This is a genomic window from Pseudomonas sp. 21615526 (genome assembly GCF_013386245.1).
GTDB lineage: Bacteria > Pseudomonadota > Gammaproteobacteria > Pseudomonadales > Pseudomonadaceae > Aquipseudomonas.
The window spans coordinates 19,121-42,461 of sequence record NZ_JACAOM010000010.1; the positions used below are offsets into that span (position 1 = coordinate 19,121).

The window sequence follows — 23,341 nt, forward strand, 5'->3', positions numbered from 1 at the left end:
AGCTGATTGAGTACTTGTGGCGAGGGAGCTTGCTCCCGTTGGGGCGCGAAGCGGCCCCAAAAGATGGGACTGCTGCGCAGTCCAACGGGAGCAAGCTCCCTCGCCACATTATTAGTATCCGGTGTTATAACCGTGGTTAGACGCTCTGGCGCAACCTGGCCAGATCCCGCAACGGCGGCGCACCAAACAGCCGGCTGTATTCGCGGCTGAACTGTGATGGGCTCTCATAGCCCACCCGATACCCCGCCGCCGAGGCTTCCAGGCCCTCGGCGATCATCAACCGCCGAGCCTCCTGCAAGCGCAACTGTTTTTGGTACTGCAACGGGCTCATGGCGGTCATCGCCTTGAAGCGGTGGTGCAAGGTCGAGACGCTGAGGTTCACTTCCTTGGCCAGGTCATCAATGCGCAGGGGCTGTTCGTAGTTGCCGTTCAACCAGGTGATCGCCTGGCTCACCCGATGGCTCTGACTGTTGGCGACGGCAATTTCATACAGCCGATAACCCTGTGGACCGCGCAACAGGCGATAGAGAATTTCCCGATTGATCAGCGGCGCGAGCATTGCGATGTCTTTCGGTGCGTCGAGCAATCGGGTCAGGCGCAGCACGGCGTCCAGTAGCTGGCTGTCCAGGCGGTCGACATACATCCCTCGGGAGGTCGGGCGCGGGGGCACGCCCATCGGCCCGGCTTCGGCAATCAGTGCGGTGATCTGTGCCGGGTCGATATTCACCCGAATCGACAGGTTGGGGTCTTCCGGCGTGGCATCAAGGATGCGCCCGGCCACCGGCATCGCTACCGAAAACACCAGGTAATTGAGCGGGTCGTAGGCGAAGACTTCATCCGCCAGGCGCACTTCCTTGCTGCCCTGGGCGAGGATGCACAGCGCGGGTTCAACCAGCACCGGCGTGAATTCACGCGGGGAGTTATGGCGGTTGAGATACAGCGACGTGATCGCCGTGCCGTAGGAACCATCCTCCCAGGTATGCCGGCGAACGATGCCGGCGAGTTCTGCGCGCTGCTTTTCCATATCGGCGTCGAGGGGTTTGGAGCGAAGTTCGGGCGACGACATGGGACATCCTCTGGTGCTTTGACGATGGGCACAGCTTAAGGGCGGCTTTGCAAAAAGCGGTATTTCGATTCTGCACAATCCTTGCCTGATCCTGCGAAAAATCGTGAATCAGGCAAGCCGGGGCCTGTCATGCCCCTGAAATACGGCAGTCATGCCGGGAATAAACTTCGCAGGCCGATTGCTATATCTACGTATCTCGCAGGATTGTGCAATAAGCCAGCAGGAATTGACTAACCGCATCCACACCCGCGCCCGTATCTTTGATCCTGTGGCAACACGCCCTCACAGTGCTTGCCGAGCATCACTTCTCAACGGGAGAGTCGAACATGTCCACCCCCATTCCCGCGAGCCATATGGCCTTTATCCGTGCCCGTACCGGGTACAGCACCGAACTGGGTGCACGCTTGAGCAGTTTGATCGAACCGGGCCGCCAGGCTCAGGGTTGCCTGCAATTCTCGTTGCAGCACTCCCTGGCCGACCCGGATGTGTGGTTGGTGTCGGGCTTCTGGAGCAGCGAGCAGGCGATGAGTGCCTACTTCAGCTCGCCGGCGCTGATGGTCTTCACCGAGTTGTTGAATGACATGGTGGTTCGCAGCATGGACTTCCAGACCTTTACCGACGCCTCGGCGGCCAATGCCTATGGCGAGTACCTGCAACTGGCGGGCTAGTGCTTTAGAATGGCCGCCTTTCCCATTGGCCAGGACCTGCAACATGGCACGTAAAGAGTTTGCCCACCACGAAGCCGTTTCCGCCTTGGTGCGTGAAGAAGAGGGTGGCTATAGCGCCGCCATCGCCGTCAAGGCGCTGGATGGCATGGGCGCACCGCGCTTTCACAAGATCCTCGATGGACAGACGTTCAAGACTGCCTCCGACGCCGACGATGCCGCAGCTCTGCAACTGGAGCGCTTGGTCGATGTAGATGAAGACGGTCAGCTCTCTTGGGCAACTTCCGCCAACTAAAAACACCGCTGATCCAAATCTGGGAGCGGGCTTGTGTGGGAGCGGGCTTGCTCGCGAATGCGGTGGATCAGTTGGCATATGCATTGACTGATACGCCCCCTTCGCGAGCAAGCCCGCTCCCACATTTTTATCTCGTTCCAATCAGCGTTGCGCGGCGCCTGGGCGGTACATTTTGAACAGCGCTTCCGGCCCCAACTGAAAATAATCCGCCGGGCCACCTCCACGCAGGATCGGCTGGGCGGCAGCCGTGTCGTACACCCCGTCTTTCAGCAGCCATTTGGCGATATGCACCGCGACCACCTCGCCGAGCACCAACCAGCTTGGCACCAGCTCCTTGTCGGCGCGCTGCAGCTGAATGATCTGCGTCACCTTGCACTCGAACGACACCGGGCTTTCGGCCACGCGAGGCACGGCGATCACCTTTGAAGCCACCGGCGTCAAGCCGGCCAATTCAAGCTCGTTGACCTCGGGTGATACCGGCGCGCAACTCTGGTTCATCTGCTCGGCCAGCGGGCGGGTAGCCAGGTTCCACACGAATTCGCCAGTCTGTTCGATGTTGTTCAGGCTGTCTTTGCGCCCGACACTGGAAAACCCAATGATCGGCGGAATGTAGTTGAACGCGTTAAAGAAACTGTAGGGCGCCAGGTTCAGGCGGCCCTGGCTGTCGTGTGACGAAATCCAGCCAATCGGGCGCGGGCCGACAATCGCATTGAACGGGTCATGGGGCAGGCCGTGGCCGTTGGCGGGTTCGTAGAAATGAATATCGTCGGACATGGCCGGGGTTCCTGCTGCGCGGTTCTGGGGAGGGCACCATAGTGCAATCCGGCGCGGCGGATTTCTATCATCCATATGGAATTTTCATACAGCCCCCACCTATTTTTCACAGCTCCCGGGTCAGTCTGCGCGCCAGGTCGACACCCCCTATAAGTCGACCGATTGAACGACTGAGCCTTTGGAGCCTTCTGCACAATGAACAAACTTCCTCAGATCACCCTGGCGTTCTGGGTCATGAAAATCTGCGCCACGACCCTGGGCGAAACCGCCGGGGACTTGCTGTCGATGACCTTGAATGTTGGTTACGCCATCAGCTCGATGATCCTGATCAGCGTGTTCCTGGTCACTCTGGTGACGCAACTCTGGTCGAAAACCTACAACCCGGTGCTGTACTGGATCGTGATCCTGTCCACCAGCACCGCCGGCACCACCATGTCGGACTTTATGGACCGCACGCTGGGGCTGGGTTATGCCACGGGCTCGATGATTCTGGTGTCGATCCTGGTGGCGATCTTTGCCCTGTGGCGTATCAGCGGCGACTCGCTGAACGTGAACAAGGTGCAGACCTTTCGCGGTGAGCTGTTCTACTGGATGGCGATTCTGTTCTCCAACACCCTGGGCACGGCGCTGGGTGATTTCCTCGCGGATGATTCCGGGCTGGGGTTCGCTGGTGGCGCGTTGCTGATCGGGGCGAGTATCGCGGTGGTGGTGTTGCTTAAATACTTCACGCGGATTTCGTCGGTGCTGCTGTTCTGGGTGGCGTTTGTGTTGACCCGGCCGTTCGGCGCAACCCTGGGTGACTTCCTGACCAAACCCCATGAAAAGGGCGGGCTGGACTTTGGCACCATCGGCTCGTCGGCCGTGTTGGCGGCGGTGCTGGTGGTGATGATTGCCGGGGCGGCGTATGCCCAGCGTCGGTATGGACGCCAGGCGGCTGCCGAGCTGTCTTGAGGGCAATGAAAAAGGGCCGTGTCATTGACTGACATGGCCCTTTTTTTACGCCTGCCGAACCCTTAGTCCGTAGTAATCCGTGAATGCTTGCGGGTGTCCTTCATGGTCACATACACCAACAGCGACACCGCAATACACGCGGTGACGTACCAGTAGTAACCGGTTTCCATACCAATGCTCTTGAACCACAGCGCGATGTATTCAGCGGTGCCGCCGAAGATCGACACGGTCAGCGCATAGGGCAAGCCAACGCCCAGAGCGCGGATTTCGGTGGGGAACAATTCGGCCTTCACCACGGCGTTGATCGAGGTGTAGCCGCTGACGATGATCAGCGCCGCCATGATCAGGAAGAACGCGCCCCACCAGGTCTGGATGGTGTGCAGGGTGGTGAGGATCGGCACGGTGAACAGGGTGCCGAGGACGCCGAAGGCGATCAGGATCGGCCGGCGGCCAACCTTGTCCGACAGCCCGCCGATGATGGGTTGCAGGCACATGAACAGGAACAGTGTGGCCGCCGAAATGGTGGTGGAGTCGGAGATGCTCATGCCGACGGTGTTCACCAGGTATTTCTGCATGTAGGTGGTGTAGGTGTAGAACGCCAGGGTGCCGCCCATGGTCAGGCCGACCACGGTCATCAGTTCCTTGGGGTGGCGCATCAAGGTGCGCATTGCGCTTTCCTTGGCCTTTTCTTTCTTGGTGAACGACTCGGTTTCTTCCATGCCACGACGCAGGTACAGCGCCACTACCGCGCACAGGGCGCCGATGGCGAACGGGATACGCCAGCCCCAGTCGTACAGTTGTTCGGTGGTCAGCAATTGTTGCAGCACGATCAATACCGCCAGGGCGATGAGCTGGCCGGAGATCAGGGTCACGTACTGGAAGCTGGAGTAGAAGCCCCGACGTTCCTTGGTCGCCATTTCGCTGAGGTAAGTGGCGGAGGTGCCGTATTCACCGCCGACCGACAGGCCCTGCAGCAAACGGGCGAATACCAGCAGGATCGGCGCACCGATACCAATGGCTTCATAGCCCGGGCTCAGGGCAATCAGCAAAGAGCCGAAGCACATCAGGTACACCGAGGCCATCAAGGCCTTTTTACGCCCGACTTTGTCGGCGTACAGGCCCATCAGCCAGCCACCGATCGGGCGCATCAGGAAGCCCACGGCGAAGATCGCGGCGGTGTTCAGGAGTTGGGCGGTGGTGTCGCCTTTAGGGAAAAAGGTCTTGGCGAAATACAGGGAGAAAGCCGCGTAGACGTACCAGTCGTACCACTCGACCATGTTGCCGACCGATCCGCTGAAGATCGACTTGATACGGCTGGAGGTGGTGCGTCCTTTTGCCGGCGCAGTCGCCGACCCCAGAGGCAGGGAGTTGGAGTTATCCATTTAAGGATCCTTCATCTAATTGTTTTTGTGGAGCGCGCGGTAGCGCAGCCTGGCTGGGCTATAGCAGGAGCTGTGCCAAGCCGATGAAGGCCCGGTCTAGAAGGGTTTGCGGAAATTTTTGAGCGGAAAATTGCTGATGAATCAAGGGGGATGAGCGGAAATCCGCCGACGAAGATCGCTCCCACGCTCTGCGTGGGAGCGCATCCTGTGACGTTCCGCGTCACGATTTTAAGGGCGGACGCGGAGCGTCCAGAGCTGCATTCCCACGCGGAGCGTGGGAACGATCGGGTTAGAGGAACGTATCCCGCGCCAAGCCATGGCGCTGCATTTTTTCATTGAAGGTGCGCCGTGGCAGTTGCAGCTCGGCCAGCACCGCCTTGATATCGCCTTTGTGCCGGGTCAGCGCGGCTTTCAGGCAATGGGCTTCAAATGCTTCCTGCTGAGCCGCCAACGACTGCCCGGCTTCGATGCCTTCCGGTTCCGGTTCACCCAGCCCCAGCACCTGGCGTTCCGCGGCATTGGCCAGCTCCCGCACATTCCCCGGCCAGTCATGGCTGAGCAGGCGCCCCAGCGCGGGTCCGCTCAGCGGCGCGAAGTTGCGGCCCAGGCGCTCGGCGGCGCTTTGTGCAAAGTGCTCGAACAGCAGGGGAATGTCTTCCCGGCGTTCCCGCAGCGGTGGCAGGCGCAGTTGTGCGACGGTCAGGCGATAGGCCAAGTCCTCGCGAAAACGCCCGGCGCGAGCTTCGTCCAGCAGGTCGGGTTTGGTGGCGGCGATGATCCGCAAGTCCACCTTGATGCTTTGATTGGAACCGAGCCGTTCGAGTTTTTGCTCCTGCAACACCCGCAGCAATTTCACCTGCTGGGCCAGCGGCATGCTTTCGATCTCATCGAGAAACAGCGTGCCGCCATTGGCGTATTCCAGCTTGCCGATGCGCTTGCCCTGGGCGCCGGTGAACGCGCCACTTTCATGGCCGAACAGCTCGGCTTCAAACAGCTGCTCGGGAATCGCCGCGCAGTTCAGCGCCACAAACGGCTTCTTCGCCCGGGGGCCGAAATCATGCAGGCAACGGGCGACCAGCTCCTTGCCGCTGCCGGTTTCGCCGCGAATCAACACATTGACCGGCAAGCCGGCCAGGTCCAGGACTTGCCGGCGCAGGTTCTGCAAACCCCGGGACACCCCCAGCAGGCTCGATTCCAGTTGGGCCCGGTGATCGGCCTGCTGATGCAACCGGCGGTTTTCCAGCACCAGCCCGCGCTTGTCCAGCGCCCGGCGCAGGCTGCTGAGCAGGGCTTCGGGGCTGAAGGGTTTTTCGAGGAAGTCGTAGGCGCCGTCGCGCATGGCTTCGACGGCCATCGGCACATCGCCGTGGCCGGTGAGCAGAATCACCGGCAGGTCGGCGTCACGCCGCTGCACTTCAGCCAGCAACTCCAGGCCGCTGAGGCCGGGCATGCGCACGTCGCTCAGGATCACCCCGGGAAAGTCCCGGGGCAATTGCGCCAGGCATTCCTCGGCGCGGCTGAACAACTGCACCTCAAAGCCCGACAGGCTCAGCCATTGCTCGACGGCCGTGCGAATGCTGGCTTCGTCGTCGACCACAATCACCGCATTCAACATAGGTCTGGTGTCTCCAGCGCGATGGGCAAGGTTAGGGTAAAGATCGCCCCGTCACCTTGATTGCCGGCGCTCAGGCGCCCGCCAAGTTCGTGGACGATAGCGTACGACACGGCGAGCCCCAAGCCGAGCCCGTCGCCCACCGGCTTGGTGGTGAAGAACGGGTCGAACACGCTGTTGAGGTTTTCCTCGGCGATCCCGCCGCCGCTGTCGCTGACGGTCAGGTGCCATAGCTGCTGATCGGCGTGCAGACGGATCTCCAGGCGCTTGCGTGGCTTGTCGGCCATGGCGTCGAGGGCGTTGCGCAGCAGGTTGATCAGCACCTGTTCGAGGCGGATCGCGTCGCCGCGTACCCAGGCGGGGCGGGTCAGGTCCAGTACGGTGCCGATGGCTTCGTCCCGCAGGCGCGCATCGAGCAAGTGTAGGGACTGGTCCACCACCGTCGCCAGGTCGAGGCGTTCGCGCAGGCCGCTGGGGCTCTTGCGGGCGAAGGTCTTGAGGTGGCCGGTGAGCGCGGCCATGCGTGTGAGCATGTCGTCCAGCGGGGTCAGGGCCTGGTAGGCGTCGTCCACCCGGCCATGGTCCAGCAGCAGCCGCAGAGTCGCCAACTGCATGCGCTGGGCGGTCAATGGCTGGTTGATTTCGTGAGCGAGGGCGGCAGACATCTGCCCCAGCGCTGCCAGTTTGGCGGATTGCACCAGGCCATCCTGGGCGGTGCGCAGGGCGCGGGTGCGTTCTTCCACCAGTTGTTCAAGTTCTTCGCGGCTGCGCTGGCGCAAGCGGGCGAGGCGCCAGCGCTGGGTCAGGAACAGCACCAGGAACACCAGCGCCAGCCATGAGCCGGCGGCGGCGAGGCCGGCGTTGCGTTGGTCTTCAAAGGCAAATTGTGGCTTGCGCAGCAGGTGCAAGGTCCAGCCTTCGGCCTTCAGCGGCAGGGATTCCCAAATGTAATTGGCCTTGCCATCGGGGCCGTCGACGCGCATCAGGTGGCTGTTTTCGTCAAAGCGTTGCAAGGCTTCGGTGTCCAGCGGCAGCAATTGTTTCTTGTCGTATTGGCGGGTGGCCTTGAGTTCGGCGTGGTCGCTGTCCGACAACGGACGCAGCGCGCGGTAGCGCCAGCCCGGCTGATTGGCGATAAACACAATGCCCCGGGCATCGCTGACCAGCAGCAAGTCATTGCCCTGGGCCCACTCGCGCTCCAGTTCCGGGAACTCCAGCTTGACCACCATGGCGCCGAGGAACTGCTCGTTCTCGCCGACCACCGCGCTGGAGAGGAAATACCCCGGAATCCCGGTGGTCACCCCCACTGCATAAAAACGCCCGGTGCCCTGGCTCAGGGTCTGGCTGAAGTACGGGCGAAACGCGTAGTTGTGCCCCACATAACTGCTGGGCAGGTTCCAGTTGCTGGCGGCCACGGCGAGGCCGTTGCGGTCCATCAGTTCCAGGGTCGAGGACTGGGCGGCGCCGTTGATGCGCTCCAGCTTGCGGTTGAGCAAATCCTGGGTGGCGGTGTCCAGCGGGCCCTTCAAGGCGCTGATCATTTCCGAGTCCAGGGCCAGCACGGCGGGCAGGGCGCGGTAGCGTTCGATCAGGGTGTGCAGGGAGTTGCCATAAAGCATGAGCTGCTGATTGGCGCGGGCGGCGTCATCCACCAGGGCCAGGCGTTCGGCGTGGCGGGTAGCCAGGGCGGCAGCCAGTACCGCGCCGGCGATGATCAGCAAGGAGTAGAAGGTCAAACGCAGCGGACGGGGAATCGCAATCATACGAAGATGAACAGTGCAATTAGGGGCGAGCACCATAGCATGAGGCGCATGGCTGTTGTGGCGAGGGAGCTTGCTCCCGCTGGGGCGCGCAGCGGCCCCAAAAAAATGGGAGCGCTGCGCACTGGAGCGGGAGCAAGCTCCCTCGCCACAGTGAGAGGTGCATGAAACAAAAAAGGCGACCGTAGTGGTCGCCTTTTATCCTTGCAGGGGAAATGCTTACTGCACTTCTACCGCCAGGCTTTCACTGATCTTTTTCTGCCAGATGGCAGGACCGGTGATGTGTACCGACTCGCCCTTGCTATCAACGGCAACGGTGACCGGCATGTCTTTCACGTCGAACTCGTAGATCGCTTCCATGCCCAGCTCGGCGAACGCCACGACGCGGGATTTCTTGATGGCCTGGGCCACCAGGTAAGCCGCGCCGCCCACTGCCATCAGGTAAACCGCCTTGTGGTCCTTGATCGCTTCGATAGCGGTCGGGCCGCGCTCGGATTTGCCGATCATGCCCAACAGGCCGGTTTGCTCGAGGATCTGGCGGGTGAACTTGTCCATCCGCGTGGCGGTGGTCGGACCGGCAGGCCCCACCACTTCTTCGCGCACCGGATCAACCGGGCCGACGTAGTAGATGAAGCGACCCTTGAGGTCCACCGGCAGGGTTTCGCCCTTGTTCAGCATCTCGACCATGCGCTTGTGCGCGGCGTCGCGACCGGTGAGCATCTTGCCGTTGAGCAACACGGTTTCGCCCGGCTTCCAGCTCTGCACGTCTTCCGGGGTCAGGGTGTCGAGGTTGACGCGACGGGCCGACGGGCCGGCTTCCCAGACGATTTCCGGGTAGGCGTCCAGCGGTGGCGCTTCGAGCGATGCAGGGCCCGAGCCGTCGAGCACGAAGTGCGCGTGACGGGTGGCGGCGCAGTTGGGGATCATGCACACCGGCAGCGAGGCCGCGTGGGTCGGGTAGTCCATGATTTTCACGTCGAGCACGGTGGTCAGGCCACCCAGGCCCTGGGCGCCGATGCCCAGTTGGTTGACCTTCTCGAACAGCTCCAGGCGCATCTCTTCGATACGGTTAGACGGGCCGCGCTTCTTCAGCTCGTGGATGTCGATGGATTCCATCAACACTTCCTTGGCCATTACCGCGGCTTTCTCGGCGGTGCCGCCGATGCCGATGCCAAGCATGCCCGGTGGGCACCAGCCGGCGCCCATGGTCGGAACGGTCTTGAGCACCCAGTCGACGATCGAGTCGGACGGGTTGAGCATGGCCATTTTCGACTTGTTCTCGGAACCACCGCCCTTGGCGGCCACGTCCACTTCCACGGTGTTACCCGGGACGATGGAGTAGTGGATCACGGCAGGGGTGTTGTCCTTGGTGTTTTTACGCGCACCGGCCGGGTCGGCGAGGATCGAAGCCCGCAGGACGTTTTCCGGCAGGTTGTAGGCCTGGCGCACGCCTTGGTTGATCATGTCGTCCAGGCTCATGGTGGCGCCATCCCAGCGCACGTCCATGCCTACACGTACAAATACGGTGACAATCCCGGTGTCCTGGCAGATCGGGCGGTGGCCGGTGGCACACATGCGCGAGTTGATCAGGATCTGAGCCATGGAGTCACGGGCCGCTGGCGATTCTTCGCGCAGGTAGGCCTCGTGCATCGCCTGGATGAAGTCAACGGGATGGTAGTAGGAAATGAATTGCAGGGCGTCGGCAACGCTCTGAATCAGGTCGTCTTGCTTGATCACGGTCATGAGTCGCGCTCCTCTATAAGGGAACATTCAATAAAGGTGGCGTCAGTGTTGCATCGGTCGGCTGAAGCCACCTTTCCAAGGCACGCCAAAGTGGTGCAGGCGCGACGCTAAAAAGGCGCGGCAGTATAACCCGCCACGGTGGCCGATACACCCGACTATGGTCAAACTCTACGGGGCGTGATTCCCTGTAGACGCCTTTTTGATCCGAGACCCTTGATGCCTGAACTTCACGTCGGTGAACGCCACTGGTCGGTAGCCGCCGGCAGCAACCTGCTGGATGCCCTGAACCAGGCGGGCGTGGCCGTGCCTTATAGTTGCCGCGCCGGCAGCTGCCATGCCTGCCTGGTGCGTTGCCAGGGTGATATCCAGGACAACCAGCCGGATGCCCTGAGCCCGGCGCAGCGCCAGGATGGCTGGCGCCTGGCGTGCCAGTGCCAGGTCGCAGGTGACTTGCAGGTCGAAGCCTTCGACCCGCTGCGTGACGGGTTGCCGGCGACGGTGCTGAGCGTCGATTGGTTGACCCCGAGTGTACTGCGCTTGCGGCTGCAACCCGAACGCGGCTTGCGCTACCGGGCGGGGCAGCATCTGGTGTTGTGGGCCGGCAGCGTTGCGCGGCCTTATTCATTGGCCAGCCTGCCCCAGGAAGATCCGTTTCTCGAATTTCACATCGATTGCCGCCTGCCCGGCGAATTCAGCGACGCCGCCCGCCAATTCAAGGCCGGTGACAGCCTGCGCCTGGGCGAATTGCGGGGCGGCGCCTTGCAGTACGACCCCGACTGGCAATCGCGGCCGCTCTGGCTGCTGGCCTCGGGCACCGGACTCGGCCCGCTATGGGGCGTGTTGCGCGAGGCCTTGCGCCAGGATCACCAGGGCGCCATCCGGGTCATTCACCTGGCCCATGACGCGGGCGGTCATTACCTCGCCGGGCCATTGGCCCAGCTGGCTGGTGCGCATCCGAACGTGACCGTTGAGCTATGGACAGCGGCTGAGGTGACGCAGGCGTTGGCGCAACTGCGGCTTGTTTCCCGGCAAACTCTGGCTTTACTCTGCGGGCACCCGGCCAGTGTCGAGGCCTTTTCCAAGCGCCTGTTCCTGGCCGGACTGCCGCGCAATCAACTGCTGGCCGATGTGTTCCTGCCCCGTGGTTGAGCGCTGAATTTCCCAGCCGCGAGATTTGTCATGACCGATGCCATCCTGCAGCAACGCGAACGCGGGTTGCTGATTTTGCAGCTCAATCGCCCGGACAAGAAAAATGCCCTGACCCGCGCCATGTACAGCCAATTGGCCGAGGCGCTGGAGCAGGCGGATGCCGATACCAGCGTGAATGCCGTGCTGATCCAGGGCAGCAGCGAGTGCTTCACCGCCGGTAACGATATTGGCGACTTCCTCGAACAACCGCCGGCGGATCTCGACAGCCCGGTCTTCAATTTCATGCGCAGCTTGCTCAACTGCCGCAAGCCGGTGATTGCGGCAGTGGCGGGCGTGGCGGTGGGAATTGGCACGACGCTGCTGCTGCATTGTGACCTGGTGTATGTCAGCCGGGATGCACGGTTGCGCATGCCGTTCGTCAACCTGGGGCTGTGTCCGGAGTTTGGGTCCAGCTTGATCCTCCCGCGCTTGCTGGGGCATGCCAAGGCGGCGGAGTTGCTGCTGCTGGGTGAAGGGTTTACCGGCGAACAGGCTGCCGCCTGGGGCATTGCCACCGAGGCATTGGGCAGCGGTGAATCGGCCCTGGCCAAGGCGCGGGAAATTGCTGGACGGTTTGAGACCCTGGCGCCGGGCGCGGTACAGGTCAGCAAGCATCTGATGAAAAGCGTTGATCGCGAGCAGTTGCGCAAGGTGATCGAGGAGGAGGGGGCGTTGTTTACCCAGAGGTTGAAGTCGCCGGAGGCGATTGCGGCGTTGTCGGGGTTTATCACTCGGAGATGAATGAGCGTTGACTGGTCGGCCGTCTTCGCGAGCAAGCCCGCTCCCACATTCGACCGTGTTTCTTCAGGATGTACGCGATCAAATGTGGGAGCGGGCTTGCTCGCGAATAGGCCAGTAAAGCCAACACACAAGCCAATTTGCAATGCAAAAAGCCCCGCCATTCACATGGCAGGGCTTTTGTTTTTCAGCGAGCGGTCACTCAGACCATTGGGTCGCCAACGTGCAGGATCTTCATGCCGTTGGTGCCGCCGATGGTGTGGTAGCTGTCGCCCTTGGTCAGGATGACCCAGTCGCCTTTCTCCACGACGCCGCGCTTGAGCAACTCGTCGATCGCGGCCTGGCTGACTTGCTCAGGCGGCAGCGATGCCGGGTCGAACGGTACGGTGTAGACGCCGCGGAACATGGCCGCACGGGCCTGGGTTTCGCGGTGCGGGGAGAACGCGTAGATCGGGATCGAGGAACGGATGCGCGACATGATCAACGGCGTGTAGCCACTTTCGGTCAGGGCGATGATCGCTTTCACACCCGGGAAGTGGTTGGCGGTGTACATGGCCGCCAGGGCGATGCTCTGGTCGCAGCTTTCGAAGACCTTGCCGATACGGTGGCTGGAGGTCTTGCTGGTCGGGTGCTTTTCAGCGCCGACGCAGATGCGTGCCATGGCCTGCACGGCTTCCAGCGGGTACGGGCCAGCCGCACTTTCAGCCGAAAGCATCACGGCGTCGGTGTAGTCGAGCACGGCGTTGGCCACGTCGGACACTTCGGCACGGGTTGGCATCGGGTTCTGGATCATCGACTCCATCATCTGGGTCGCAACGATCACCGCCTTGTTGTGGCGACGTGCGTGCAGGATGATTTTCTTCTGGATACCGATCAGCTCGGCGTCACCGATTTCCACACCCAGGTCGCCACGGGCAACCATCACGGCGTCGGAAGCCTTGATCAGGCCGTCGAGGGTTTCATCGTCGGCTACGGCTTCGGCGCGTTCGATCTTCGCCACCAGCCAGGCAGTGCCGCCGGCTTCGTCGCGCAGTTTACGGGCGTATTCCATGTCGGCGGCGTCGCGCGGGAAGGATACCGCGAGGTAGTCCACTTCCATTTCGGCGGCGAGCTTGATGTCGGCCTTGTCTTTTTCAGTCAGGGCCGGGGCAGTCAGGCCACCGCCGCGACGGTTGATGCCTTTGTGGTCCGACAGCGGGCCGCCGATGATCACGGTGCAATTCAGTTCGGTCGGGGTGGCGGTGTCGACGCGCATTACCACACGGCCGTCGTCCAGCAGCAGTTCGTCGCCCACGCCGCAGTCTTTCACCAGGTCCGGGTAGTCGATACCCACGACTTGCTGGTTGCCTTCGGTCAGCGGATGGCTGGTGGAGAAGGTGAACTGGTCACCGATCTTCAGCTCGATCCGCTTGTTGGCAAATTTGGCGATACGGATTTTCGGGCCTTGCAGGTCACCCAGCAACGCCACGAAGCGGCCATGCTTGGCGGCCAGGTCACGCACCAGCTTGGCGCGAGCCTTGTGCTCGTCCGGGGTGCCGTGGGAGAAGTTCAGACGGGCAACGTCCAGGCCAGCCAGAATCAGCTGTTCGAGGACTTCCGGCGAGTTACTGGCCGGGCCAAGGGTGGCGACGATTTTGGTACGACGGACGGACATGCACGGACTCCTGAGTTCAAGCGCTGGGGAAGGCTACTATGCTCTTTGGTTGTAGTCATTGTTCGTTTGCACTACTTATCGATGATTCGCTTGTTTTCACTCTGCATGAACAGATGAACAACCTTGAAGATTTTCGATGAAGGGTCGATACACTGCACAAGACAGGAGAACCCCCATGCGAATCGTGATCATTGCTGCCCTGGCCGTCAGTGTTGTCGGCTGCACCCGTTGGTCGATGGACCATCATTTGAACAATGCGTACCGCGCCTACGGTGTGGGCGATTGCCAGCGGGTCACCCTTGAGTTGTCCCAGGTCGACCGTGAAAGCCGTTCCCGGCGCTACGTGCAACCGGAAGTCTCGATGTTGCGCGGGCAGTGCCTGGAGCGCGAGAAGCTGTTTGTCGATGCGGCGCAAACCTATCAGTTCATCATCAGCCAGTACCCGGCGAGCGAGTACGCATTCCGTGCCCGTGCCCGTTTGGATACCCTGCAGCAACTGGGGCATTACCCCGGCGCGAGCGTTGCCCAGCCGCGGCCGGCGTCGTTGTGATGATATTTGTCATGCCATAGCTGGCTCGTTGCCAGTCTTGGGCTAATCTTTGAATGTCAGTTTGTATAAGTTTCTATTCAAACGGATGGCGTTCCCGGATTTGGCAGCTGTAAAAGTGGCAACCCGTTTGCGGTTGTCGCACCGATATCCGGGGAGAGCGGGCCTTCAGGCTCGTTTCGAATCACTGGAGCGGCCACATATATGGCCATTGGATGGCGACCTCATCATGTTTACTCACCGACGGATCGAGCGGCATCAGTTACCTTGCTTCCTTCAAGTGTTCAATCGCCTGACGGACAAGCCAATCGGCTATCTGGGCAATGTTTCCGAGCAGGGCCTGATGTTGATCAGCCAGTTACCCATGATGGTCGATGTGGAGTTCGAGCTGCGCTTGAAGATCCCCGGGCCTGAGGGTGAGGTGCAGGCGGTAGACCTCACGGCCACCTGCCTGTGGTGTCATGAGGATATAAACCCCCAGCATTACGATTCCGGGTTCAGCATATCCCAGGCCCCTGCCGAATATGGGGAGGTGATCAGCGCGCTGCTGGATTACTTCAGCTTTGATCCGTTGCAGGCCTCTGCCTAGGTGCTGCATCCGGCGTTCATAGCGCGCCGGCTTTTTTCCAGCCCAGGTAGCGGGTCACCAGGGCGGCACCCAGGTCCGAAGGCAGTGTGTCCAGTACCGACAGCCCGTGGGCGTTCAAGCGGTCGTGGAGTTCGTCCCGGGTATTGAGATAGTTGATCGTGCCGCAGTAGGCCAGGGCTTCGGGCAGGGTTTGCACGGGAGCTTGGCGTAACTGGTCAAGGACCTCCTCCCGCAGGCTTGCGACCATTACCCGGTGCTGGCGGCTGATGCGCTTTACGGCGCTGAGTAACTCTTCATCTTCCTCATCCCGCAAATTGGTCACTACGATCACCAGCGAGCGACGTTTCTGCCGGGCCAGCAGTTGGCTGGCGGCCGCCTGGTAATCGGCCGTACGCCGGGACGTGTCCAGGTCATACACCGCATTCAGCAACAGGTTGAGCTGGCCACTGCCCTTGACCGGCGCCAGGTAGCGCGGCTGGTCGCAGGCAAAGGTGCACAGCCCTACGGCATCGCCCTGGCGCAAGGCTACATAACTGAGCAGCAGGCAGGCGTTGAGCGCGTGGTCGAAGTGCGACAGTTCGGCGTCCTGGCTGCGCATACGGCGGCCACAATCGAGCATGAACATGATCTGCTGGTCGCGCTCGTCCTGGTACTCCCTGGCAATGGGCGTGCGTTGCCGGGCGGTGGCTTTCCAGTCGATCTGGCGCAGGCTGTCACCTTCGCGAAACTCACGCAGCTGGTGAAACTCCAGGCCCAGCCCACGCCGTTGCCGCTGGCGTACGCCCAGCTGGTTGAGCCAGTTGTCCACCGCCAGCAACTGCGCACCATACAGGCGTGCGAAGTCCGGGTAGACCCGGGTGGCGTCGCTGACGTCGATCAGGCGCCGGGCCGACCATAGCCCCAGGGCGCTGGGCAGATGCACTTCACAGCGGGTAAAGCTGAAATGCCCGCGCCTTTGGGGCCTTAGCCGATAACCCAGTTCACTGTGCTCGCCGGGCCGCAGTTCGATGGACTGCGGCAGGTCCTCCACCGCCAGGCCGTCAGGCACATGATCGAATACCTGGACCGCCAACGGCTGGGGATAATCGTGCTCCAGGCTTACCCGCACTTCCCCCCAGCGCCCCAGTGCCAGGCTGCCGGGCATCTGCCGTCGCACGCGCGGGGACGGCCGGCGGCGCAGGCGGCTGGCATCCAGCAGGGCCAGCAGCAACAGGGCCAGCAGCAGGCCCCACGTCACTGAGTGCAGGGCGTCTGGCACCTTGACCTGTAGCGCCACCAGTGCGCCGAGCAGGATACTCAGGCCCAGCAGTACACCGAGCCAGGTCAACAGCAGGCGGGTTGGTCTCATGGGCGTCTCATTGGCGTGGCGCCGGGACTTGGTCCAGCAATTGCCGGAGCACCTGGTCGACTTCCAACCCGTCGATATCCAGCTCCGGGGCAATACGCACCCGATGGCGCAACACTGCCAGGGCGCAGCCCTTGATGTCGTCCGGGGTCACGAACTCGCCCCTGCGCAGCAAGGCCCGCGCCCGTGCACCGCGAACCAGGGCGATGGAGGCCCGGGGCCCGGCGCCGATGGTCAGGCCCGGCCAACTGCGCGTAGTGCGGGCCAGGCGCACGGCGTAGTCGAGCACCTGCTCATCCAGCGCCAACTCGCTGGCAATCTGTTGCAACAGCAGCACGTCTTCGGCTTGCAGCACCGTGCGCAGCGGCTGTACGTCGAGCATGTCGGCTCGGGACGAGCGGGTGACTTCGCGCACCATGTCCAGTTCCTGCTGTGCCTCGGGATAGTCCATGCGCACCTTGAGCATGAAACGGTCCAGTTCGGCTTCGGGCAACGGGTAAGTACCTTCCTGCTCGATGGGGTTCTGGGTGGCCAGTACCATGAACGGCTGGCCGATGGGCAGCGCCTCGCCTTCAAGGGTTACCTGGCGTTCCTGCATGGCTTCCAGCAACGCTGCCTGGGTTTTCGCCGGGGCACGGTTGATCTCGTCAGCCAACAGCAGGTTGGTGAACAACGGTCCCTTGCGCAGCTTGAACTGTTCGGTATGCAGGTCGTATACGGCATGGCCGGTCACGTCGCTGGGCATCAGGTCCGGGGTGAACTGGATGCGCGCGAACTCGCCTCCAAAACAGCGTGCCAGCGCGCGTACCAGCAAGGTCTTGCCCAGGCCGGGAACCCCTTCAAGCAACACATGGCCGCCCGCGATCAACGCCGTGAGCACGTCATCGATCACCGGGTCCTGACCGATAACCGCCTTGCGCAGTTCGACGCGCAAGGCCTGGGCCAGTTGGCTGGCGCGCTGAATCGGGTCAGTGGCGGGAAATTCGCTCATAGGGCATTCCTGAGGGTTTGCAGGCAGGCCACCTGGCGGCTGAAATCGGCGCTGGAGAGCCGTTTCGTCGCAGGTGGGCCAAGGGCCTGGCTGATAACAAGGGAGGGTTGGCGGGTCAGGCGTTCAAGCACCCGCAATTGTTCGGCTGTATCGAGGTGTTCGAACCCGGGATGACGGCGCCGAGCGGTGCGCTGGATGTCGCGCTGCAAGGCTTGCAGCAAGCTGTCTTGCCCGCTGCGGCGCAACAGGAAGTCGGCACTGGCGTTCAAGTGTTCCTGCAATTGCCGCCGTGCCTTGGGCGCCGGTTGCCGGATCGGACCCTGGCGCAGGCTGGCGTGCCAGAGGCCCAGGGCGATCAGTGCGGCAAGTGCCACCAGTGCCTGGGGGAAGTAGCGCAACAACAGGCTGAACAGGTCCTCGACATCAGTGTTGAATAGCAGTGTGACCTGGGTGCCCTGGCTCAGGTACCAGAGCAGCCACGCGTTATCGTGCAGGCCGATGCCCGGGTTTTTCCACAGGTCGCTGTCGGTGACCACGGTCACACGCCCTTGCCCGAGGTTGACCTGCATCAGGTGCGTCGACCGGGCGCTGTTGGCCGAGAATTGTGCCAGGTGCCTGGGGTCGGTGAGGTTGAAGTCGGTGTCGAAGCTGAAATAGGCCGGCGCTGTTTCGTTGTCCACATAGAGTTTGGTCAGGTCCGGCGTTTTCTTTTTACGCGCGGGTGCCGGAGCGTCGAATTCTTCACTGAAGGATTGGTGTATCTGCACACGATCCAGCAACAGGTCGCCACTTTCACCGGTGTCCTCATCCCACAGCGCTTCGGCTACCAGCAGCAGATGGCCGCCAGCCCGGGTCCACTGCAGCAATTGATCAACCTGGGGCGGGCTCATGTTGCTGCGCTCGCCCAGCAACAGCAGGCTGTTGCCCTTGGGCGAAAGGCTGGCCAGCCGTTCGAGGCTGTTGGCATGTTCCACCACCAGGCCCTGCTGGCGCAGAAAGTGTTCAGCCGCCAGGTAGGGGTTGGCCAGGGCTTCGGGTGAAGGGCCGCGATCGACCACTTCCTGATAAGGAATCGCCTTGTGCCAGGCATAAAAACCGCCTGCTGCCAGCAAGCCCGCGACCAGCAGCCCGACCCACAGCAACGGCCGGTTCATTGCGCCGCTCCCGAACCGAACAGGGTTCGCCAATCGCTGCATAGCTGTTGTTGCACCAAGGCAGGCGGCAGGCGATGGCCATAGGCAAGGTTTTGCCAGTAACGGGTCAGGTCACCGCTGAATGCCAGCAGCTGCGGTTGTTGCAGTTGGCGGATACGTTCCAGGACTTCACCTTCCGTGTCGGCACTTTTCAGCGGCAGGTTGAAGTCGTGCAGCAAGCGGCTGAGCAACCCACGGTAGAGCAGGCCGAGGGCTTCCCGGGGCTGTGTTGCCCACAGCTGTTCGGCGGCGCCTGCGATGTCTTCGGGCAAGGTGTCAGCCCCCAGTTCAAGGCCGAACAGCTGCGAAGGCACGGGTTTGGCAGCCTTGGGTTTGCGCGGGCTGCGGCGGCTGACAAAGGCATGCAGCCAGTCGCGGTAGCGCCAGATCACCAGTGCCAGGCCACCTGCCAGCAATCCCCAGAGCAGTACTTCAAGGCCCTTGGCGATGTGCTTGAACGAATCACTGTTGAGGTTTTTCAGCAATGCTTCCAGCCAGGCTGGCAGCTTGGCATCACCTGCCGCTTTGTTTTTGTCGGCTGCTTTATCCTCGCCGAAGCGGTAGCGAGTGAGCGTTTCCGGGTTCTTGAACGGTGGCTGCTCCAACAGCGTCTTGATCGAGTGACTGGCCGATTGTGTAGTCAGCGGCGTTTGGGGAACCGGTTCATCAGCCCATGCCGATGGGATCGGCGGAATCAGCGTCAGCCCGGCCACCAGCAACAGCAGCGACGCCACACCGCTCAGGCGCTGGCGCATTCGGCGGAACACCAGTTCCAGGTCCCAGGCTTCCAGCACCGTGCGGCGGTTCAGGTAAAGGCTGAAGCCACAGGCGACATAGATCGGCTCCCAGAACACCAGGATCAAGGCGTAGAACATGTTGGTCAGGTGCTCCAGCCAACGCCAGTCGTGGCCGGCGGTGAGCGCCAGTTGCTGCCAATCCCAGTCGCGTTCGACCTCTTGCGGCAGGAAGAAATAGAACACGGCCATCAACCCGAACCACAGGGCGATTTCCAGGTGCACCCCGATCAGGGTCAGCCAGCGCGCGGCGCCTGCGTTGCGCTGCTGCAACACCCCGAGACGTTGTTGGCGCGCCTGGCCTTGCAGCCCTTCGAGCTGGACCACCGGCATCTCGAAGCTACGGCTGAGGCTGAAGCGCCGCCAGGTCAGGCTGGCCAGCAGTTGGCCCTTGAGCAGCCGCGGCGATTGGCGCAGCGCTTGTTTCAGGCTGGGTGTTTCGCCGAACAGGGCCTTGGACAGGATATACAGTGGCAGGCGGTCGAATGCCGGTTTCAACCACCAGAACAGCAACAGCGCGGTGGTGGGGTGATTCCACAGGAGCACGCTGAACAGGGCGAAGACCGGCAAGGTCACGATGGCCCAACTGCTCATCAACAGCAGCCGGTGTTCCCGGGCCAGCAGGATGCCGAGGTCCATGGCCTCCCAGGAGGTACGCGGGCGGATCACGACGCTGGCATCACTCAGGCGCATGGCGATTCCGTCCGGCAAACAGCAGGTAGGCCGCCATCAGCAACCACAGGGCGGTGCCGACCAGGTACTTGACCCACGGCGCCACGGCATTGGTGGACGACCAGTACGCCTCGATAAACGCGGCGATCAGCAGGAACACCATCACACCACAAATCATTTGCACACTTTTGCGCGCGGCCAGGCGCAGGGATTCGCCTCTGGTGAGGGGCCCCGGTGCAATCAGCGCCCAGCCCAGTTGCAGGCCAGCCGCGCCAGCCAGGGCAATTGCGCTGAGCTCGAAGGCGCCATGGCCGATGACAAATGACCAGAACGTTTGCCCGTAGCCGATTTGCGTCAGGTGCCCGGCAACGGCGCCAATGATCAGGCCATTGAAGAACAGGAAAAATACGCTGCCCAGGCCGAACAGCAGCCCGGCGGCAAAGGTCTGGAAGGCGATACCGATGTTGTGCATCACGTAGTAGCCGAACATCATCCAGTCTTCGCTGGAAGCGCGTTCGGCTGCCCGGCCCAGGCGGCTGGCATCGGGGTTGTACATGGCCTGCATCTCGGCCACCTGCCGAGGGCTGACGATGCTGTAGATCAAGTCCGGAAACAGGTACACCAGCAAGGCAATGCCGAGCAGGCTGCCAAAGAACAGCAGGCCGGCAGCCAGCACAAATGGCCATTGCGCGCGAACCAGCCTGGGGAAATCGGCCAGCAGGAAGCTCAGCACGTTTGCCCCCATCCGGCTGCGATGACGATACAACTGTTGATGGCCGCGCAAGGCAAGCTGCTGCAACGGGTCCACCAGGTAGCTGCTGTAGCCGCGCTCCTGGGCCAGGGCCAGGTGCTGGCACAACTGCCGGTATTGATGAGGGAAGTCGACGAAGTCGGCGCCTTTGGCTTTGCCTTTCTCCAACTGCGTCAATTGCTCGGCAAAGGCTTGCCATTGTGGCTGATGGCGGCTTTCGAAAAGACTCTGTTTCATGCTGGCCCCAACAATCCGCGGGCCACACCGTTGAGTTCTGCCACGGCGCGGGCAGGGGAGACCTGCAGGGGCGTGGCCAGGATAGCGGCCAGTTCGTTGACCCGTTCGGCCGACAGTTCGCCCTGGCGTTCGGCGAAGCTGAGAATCGCCCGTTGTTCGTTCAGCTCAAGGGCGAACGGCAGGCGCAGCGCCGGGGCCTGGGGCACTTGCGGGCGGGAAAGCGGTTGTTCGCGGTAGATCACCAGGGTCCCGGCCGCCAGGTCGCCCAGGCGCTTGAAGTTGGGGTGTTGCAGGCAACTGATGGCGCCGAGGAAATAGCCGAAGGGCAGCATGTCGACAAAGCGCAGCAGGTTACGGATCAGCGAGGCGGACCAGCCGATGGGCGTGCCATCGTCCTGTACCACCCGCAGGCCCATGACCTGTTTGCCGGGCGAGCAGCCCTGGTTGAGCACTTCGAAAAGCACCATGTACCACCAACTGACGAGGAACAGCAGCAGCGAACCCAGGCCAATGCCCAGGTTGCCGAGAAAGGCCAATGCGATAAACAGGATGCCGAGAATCAGGCCGCGCAAACCCAGGTCGAAGGCAAAGGCCAGTGAGCGTACCAGCAGGCCGGCCGGGCGCAGGGGCAGGTCGATACCCTCCGGGGTCTCGATCTGGTAGCGGGTATCCAGTGGCGCAGGTGGCATCGCGGTCCTTGGCAGTGCGGCGCTGGCGCCTGGGCGGCAGCGGCGGGGTTGGAAAGACCGATGCTAGCAGTGTCGACGGTGGAAGCAACCACTCAACGATTTACTGAATATTTGTACAGGGAACACAGCGCTGGCCCCCGATGCCTGCAAGCGCCTAGACTTTGCCGGTCTTCAGCACAGGAATAGCCCGTGACCACCATTTTCTGGTACGACTATGAAACCACCGGCATCAATCCGCGTACCGACCGCCCGCTGCAGGTAGCCGGTATTCGCACCGACCTCGAGCTTAACGAGGTCGGGCCGCCGGTCAATCTCTACTGCCACCCCAGCGACGATATCCTGCCGCATCCGGCAGCGTGCGCGATCACTGGCATCACTCCCGGCGTGCTGGCGGAAAAAGGCCTGGCCGAAGCCGACTTCATGACCCGGGTGCACGCCGAGCTGGCCACCCCGGGCACTTGCGGGGCCGGCTACAACACCTTGCGTTTTGACGATGAGATGACGCGCTACAGCTTGTACCGCAATTTCTTCGATCCCTATGCCCGGGAATGGCAAGGCGGCAACAGCCGCTGGGACCTGATCGACGTGGTGCGCACTGCCTACGCCCTGCGCCCTGACGGGATCGTCTGGCCGGAACAGGACGGGCGCGTCACCCTCAAGCTTGAGCGGTTGACGGCCGCCAACGGCATCGACCACGGCCAAGCCCACGACGCCTTGTCCGATGTGCGCGCCACCATCGCCCTGGCCCGGTTGATCCGCGAGAAGCAACCCAAGCTCTATGACTGGCTGTTTCAACTGCGTAGCAAACAACGGGTCATGGACCAGGTGCGGTTGTTGCAGCCGATGGTGCATATTTCCGGTCGTTTTTCTGCCGAGCGTCATTACCTGGGGGTGGTGCTGCCGCTGGCGTGGCACCCGCGCAATCGCAATGCATTGATCGTCTGCGACCTGGGGCTCGATCCGCAAGGGCTGTTGGACGAGGACGCCGATACCTTGCGCCGGCGCTTATATACTCGCCGCGACGAGCTGGCCGAAGGTGAGTTGCCGGTACCGCTCAAGTTGCTGCACATCAATCGTTGCCCGGTGGTCGCACCGTTGAGCGTGCTTCGGCCGCAAGACCGCGAGCGTTTGCAGCTGGATATGGATGAGTGTGATGCGCGGGCCCTGCGGCTAAGCGACGCACAGGAACTATGGCGCGATAAACTGGCGGCGATTTACGCCGAGGAAGATTTTGCGCCAAGCGCCGATCCCGAGCAGCAGCTATACGATGGTTTTATCGGGGATCGTGATCGACGTTTATGTGAGCAAGTGAGAGTCGCCGAGCCGGCGCAACTAGCGCGCCAGCAATGGCCTTTCGATGATGAACGTTTGCCTGAATTATTATTTCGCTATCGTGCACGCAACTTTCCAGACACCTTGAATAGTGAAGAGCAACAACGCTGGAGAGTTTTCTGTCAGCAACGTTTGTCAGACCCTCAATGGGGCGCGCCAAACACCCTTGAGGGTTTTAAGCAGGCGTGTCTTGAGTTGGCTGTTAGTGCCACACCGTTTCAGCGCCAGGTGCTTGATGAATGGCAGGAGTATGTTGATGCCTTAGCGACTCGAATGAGTCTGTAATCAGCTTCCCGGTAAAATACGGACAATAAAAAACGCCAGCAAGCTGGCGTTTTTTATTGCGTTGCGTATCACGCAGCGTCCTGGCGAG

The 23,341-nt window shown here is 61.9% G+C and carries 21 protein-coding genes and 1 pseudogene; 9 read left to right on the forward strand and 13 right to left on the reverse strand.

Going from position 1 to position 23,341, the window contains the following annotated elements:
• Window positions 1–5: 5 nt before the first annotated feature.
• A pseudogene (locus tag HX786_RS32265) lies at window positions 6–107 on the forward strand (N-acetyltransferase); the annotation flags it as partial.
• 29 nt (window positions 108–136) lie between these two features.
• Here HX786_RS32265 and HX786_RS04265 read toward each other — a convergent pair.
• Window positions 137–1,066, reverse strand: coding sequence for an AraC family transcriptional regulator (locus tag HX786_RS04265; RefSeq protein ID WP_003214128.1), 930 nt, complete (start codon window positions 1,064–1,066; stop codon window positions 137–139).
• 326 nt (window positions 1,067–1,392) lie between these two features.
• Between HX786_RS04265 and HX786_RS04270 the strand changes: the two genes are divergently transcribed.
• Window positions 1,393–1,734, forward strand: coding sequence for an antibiotic biosynthesis monooxygenase family protein (locus HX786_RS04270; protein ID WP_003214130.1), 342 nt, complete (start codon window positions 1,393–1,395; stop codon window positions 1,732–1,734).
• Between the two features lie 43 nt (window positions 1,735–1,777).
• On the forward strand, window positions 1,778–2,026 hold the full coding sequence (locus tag HX786_RS04275; RefSeq protein WP_003214132.1) for a hypothetical protein: 249 nt from the start codon (window positions 1,778–1,780) through the stop codon (window positions 2,024–2,026).
• Between the two features lie 141 nt (window positions 2,027–2,167).
• Here HX786_RS04275 and HX786_RS04280 read toward each other — a convergent pair whose 3' ends face one another.
• The gene (locus HX786_RS04280) at window positions 2,168–2,800 is read right to left on the reverse strand and encodes a flavin reductase family protein (protein ID WP_178911765.1); all 633 of its coding nucleotides are present in this window, start codon (window positions 2,798–2,800) and stop codon (window positions 2,168–2,170) included.
• A 195-nt stretch (window positions 2,801–2,995) separates the two neighbouring features.
• Between HX786_RS04280 and HX786_RS04285 the strand changes: the two genes are divergently transcribed.
• Window positions 2,996–3,751, forward strand: coding sequence for a hypothetical protein (locus tag HX786_RS04285; protein WP_102605691.1), 756 nt, complete (start codon window positions 2,996–2,998; stop codon window positions 3,749–3,751).
• A gap of 62 nt (window positions 3,752–3,813) precedes the next feature.
• On the opposite strand, the gene HX786_RS04290 is transcribed toward HX786_RS04285, so the two are convergent.
• The 4 genes from HX786_RS04290 to HX786_RS04305 all read right to left on the reverse strand — a co-directional run bounded on the left by HX786_RS04290 (window position 3,814) and on the right by HX786_RS04305 (window position 10,248).
• Window positions 3,814–5,133, reverse strand: a complete 1,320-nt coding sequence (locus tag HX786_RS04290) for an MFS transporter (protein WP_008435500.1) — start codon at window positions 5,131–5,133, stop codon at window positions 3,814–3,816.
• Between the two features lie 289 nt (window positions 5,134–5,422).
• Entirely contained in the window at window positions 5,423–6,748 is a 1,326-nt protein-coding gene (locus HX786_RS04295) for a sigma-54 dependent transcriptional regulator (protein ID WP_102605689.1), read from the reverse strand.
• Window positions 6,742–8,508, reverse strand: a complete 1,767-nt coding sequence (locus HX786_RS04300) for an ATP-binding protein (RefSeq protein ID WP_008435493.1) — start codon at window positions 8,506–8,508, stop codon at window positions 6,742–6,744. The genes HX786_RS04295 and HX786_RS04300 overlap by 7 nt, the downstream gene beginning before the upstream one ends.
• A gap of 216 nt (window positions 8,509–8,724) precedes the next feature.
• Window positions 8,725–10,248 (reverse strand): fumarate hydratase, encoded by a 1,524-nt coding sequence (locus tag HX786_RS04305; RefSeq protein WP_003214142.1) that lies wholly within the window; start codon window positions 10,246–10,248, stop codon window positions 8,725–8,727.
• Window positions 10,249–10,464: 216 nt separating this feature from the next.
• Here HX786_RS04305 and HX786_RS04310 point away from each other — a divergent pair, with 216 nt between their 5' ends.
• Both HX786_RS04310 and HX786_RS04315 read left to right on the forward strand, forming a co-directional pair.
• The gene (locus HX786_RS04310) at window positions 10,465–11,397 is read left to right on the forward strand and encodes an iron-sulfur-binding ferredoxin reductase (protein WP_102605688.1); all 933 of its coding nucleotides are present in this window, start codon (window positions 10,465–10,467) and stop codon (window positions 11,395–11,397) included.
• 30 nt (window positions 11,398–11,427) lie between these two features.
• Window positions 11,428–12,177: an enoyl-CoA hydratase-related protein gene (locus HX786_RS04315; protein ID WP_003214147.1), complete on the forward strand. Its 750-nt coding sequence runs from the start codon at window positions 11,428–11,430 to the stop codon at window positions 12,175–12,177.
• A 199-nt stretch (window positions 12,178–12,376) separates the two neighbouring features.
• Here HX786_RS04315 and pyk read toward each other — a convergent pair whose 3' ends face one another.
• Window positions 12,377–13,828, reverse strand: a complete 1,452-nt coding sequence (gene pyk, locus HX786_RS04320; protein WP_003214149.1) for a pyruvate kinase — start codon at window positions 13,826–13,828, stop codon at window positions 12,377–12,379.
• A 175-nt stretch (window positions 13,829–14,003) separates the two neighbouring features.
• Between pyk and HX786_RS04325 the strand changes: the two genes are divergently transcribed.
• Window positions 14,004–14,378, forward strand: coding sequence for a tol-pal system YbgF family protein (locus HX786_RS04325; protein ID WP_003214151.1), 375 nt, complete (start codon window positions 14,004–14,006; stop codon window positions 14,376–14,378).
• A 226-nt stretch (window positions 14,379–14,604) separates the two neighbouring features.
• A complete protein-coding gene (locus HX786_RS04330; protein WP_008432342.1) occupies window positions 14,605–14,964 on the forward strand; it encodes a PilZ domain-containing protein in 360 nt (119 codons plus the stop codon).
• Window positions 14,965–14,980: 16 nt separating this feature from the next.
• On the opposite strand, the gene HX786_RS04335 is transcribed toward HX786_RS04330, so the two are convergent.
• Genes HX786_RS04335 through HX786_RS04360 form a run of 6 tightly spaced genes read right to left on the reverse strand, consistent with a single transcriptional unit; the run spans window position 14,981 to window position 21,636 of the window.
• Window positions 14,981–16,312 (reverse strand): DUF58 domain-containing protein, encoded by a 1,332-nt coding sequence (locus tag HX786_RS04335; protein WP_177041493.1) that lies wholly within the window; start codon window positions 16,310–16,312, stop codon window positions 14,981–14,983.
• A 7-nt stretch (window positions 16,313–16,319) separates the two neighbouring features.
• Window positions 16,320–17,300: a MoxR family ATPase gene (locus HX786_RS04340; RefSeq protein WP_178911766.1), complete on the reverse strand. Its 981-nt coding sequence runs from the start codon at window positions 17,298–17,300 to the stop codon at window positions 16,320–16,322.
• Window positions 17,297–18,454, reverse strand: a complete 1,158-nt coding sequence (locus HX786_RS04345) for a DUF4350 domain-containing protein (protein WP_102369791.1) — start codon at window positions 18,452–18,454, stop codon at window positions 17,297–17,299. The genes HX786_RS04340 and HX786_RS04345 overlap by 4 nt, the downstream gene beginning before the upstream one ends.
• Window positions 18,451–19,980 (reverse strand): DUF4129 domain-containing protein, encoded by a 1,530-nt coding sequence (locus tag HX786_RS04350; protein ID WP_178911767.1) that lies wholly within the window; start codon window positions 19,978–19,980, stop codon window positions 18,451–18,453. Before HX786_RS04350 ends, HX786_RS04345 begins: the two co-directional genes overlap by 4 nt.
• The gene (locus HX786_RS04355; RefSeq protein ID WP_003214164.1) at window positions 19,967–20,947 is read right to left on the reverse strand and encodes a stage II sporulation protein M; all 981 of its coding nucleotides are present in this window, start codon (window positions 20,945–20,947) and stop codon (window positions 19,967–19,969) included. The genes HX786_RS04350 and HX786_RS04355 overlap by 14 nt, the downstream gene beginning before the upstream one ends.
• Window positions 20,944–21,636 carry an RDD family protein gene (locus tag HX786_RS04360; protein WP_003214165.1) on the reverse strand — a complete coding sequence of 231 codons (693 nt, stop codon included), beginning with the start codon at window positions 21,634–21,636 and terminating at the stop codon, window positions 20,944–20,946. Before HX786_RS04360 ends, HX786_RS04355 begins: the two co-directional genes overlap by 4 nt.
• Window positions 21,637–21,825: 189 nt before the next feature.
• On the opposite strand from HX786_RS04360, the gene sbcB reads away from it, so the two are divergent.
• Window positions 21,826–23,253 carry an exodeoxyribonuclease I gene (gene sbcB / locus HX786_RS04365; RefSeq protein ID WP_003214166.1) on the forward strand — a complete coding sequence of 476 codons (1,428 nt, stop codon included), beginning with the start codon at window positions 21,826–21,828 and terminating at the stop codon, window positions 23,251–23,253.
• The last annotated feature ends 88 nt before the right edge of the window (window positions 23,254–23,341 follow it).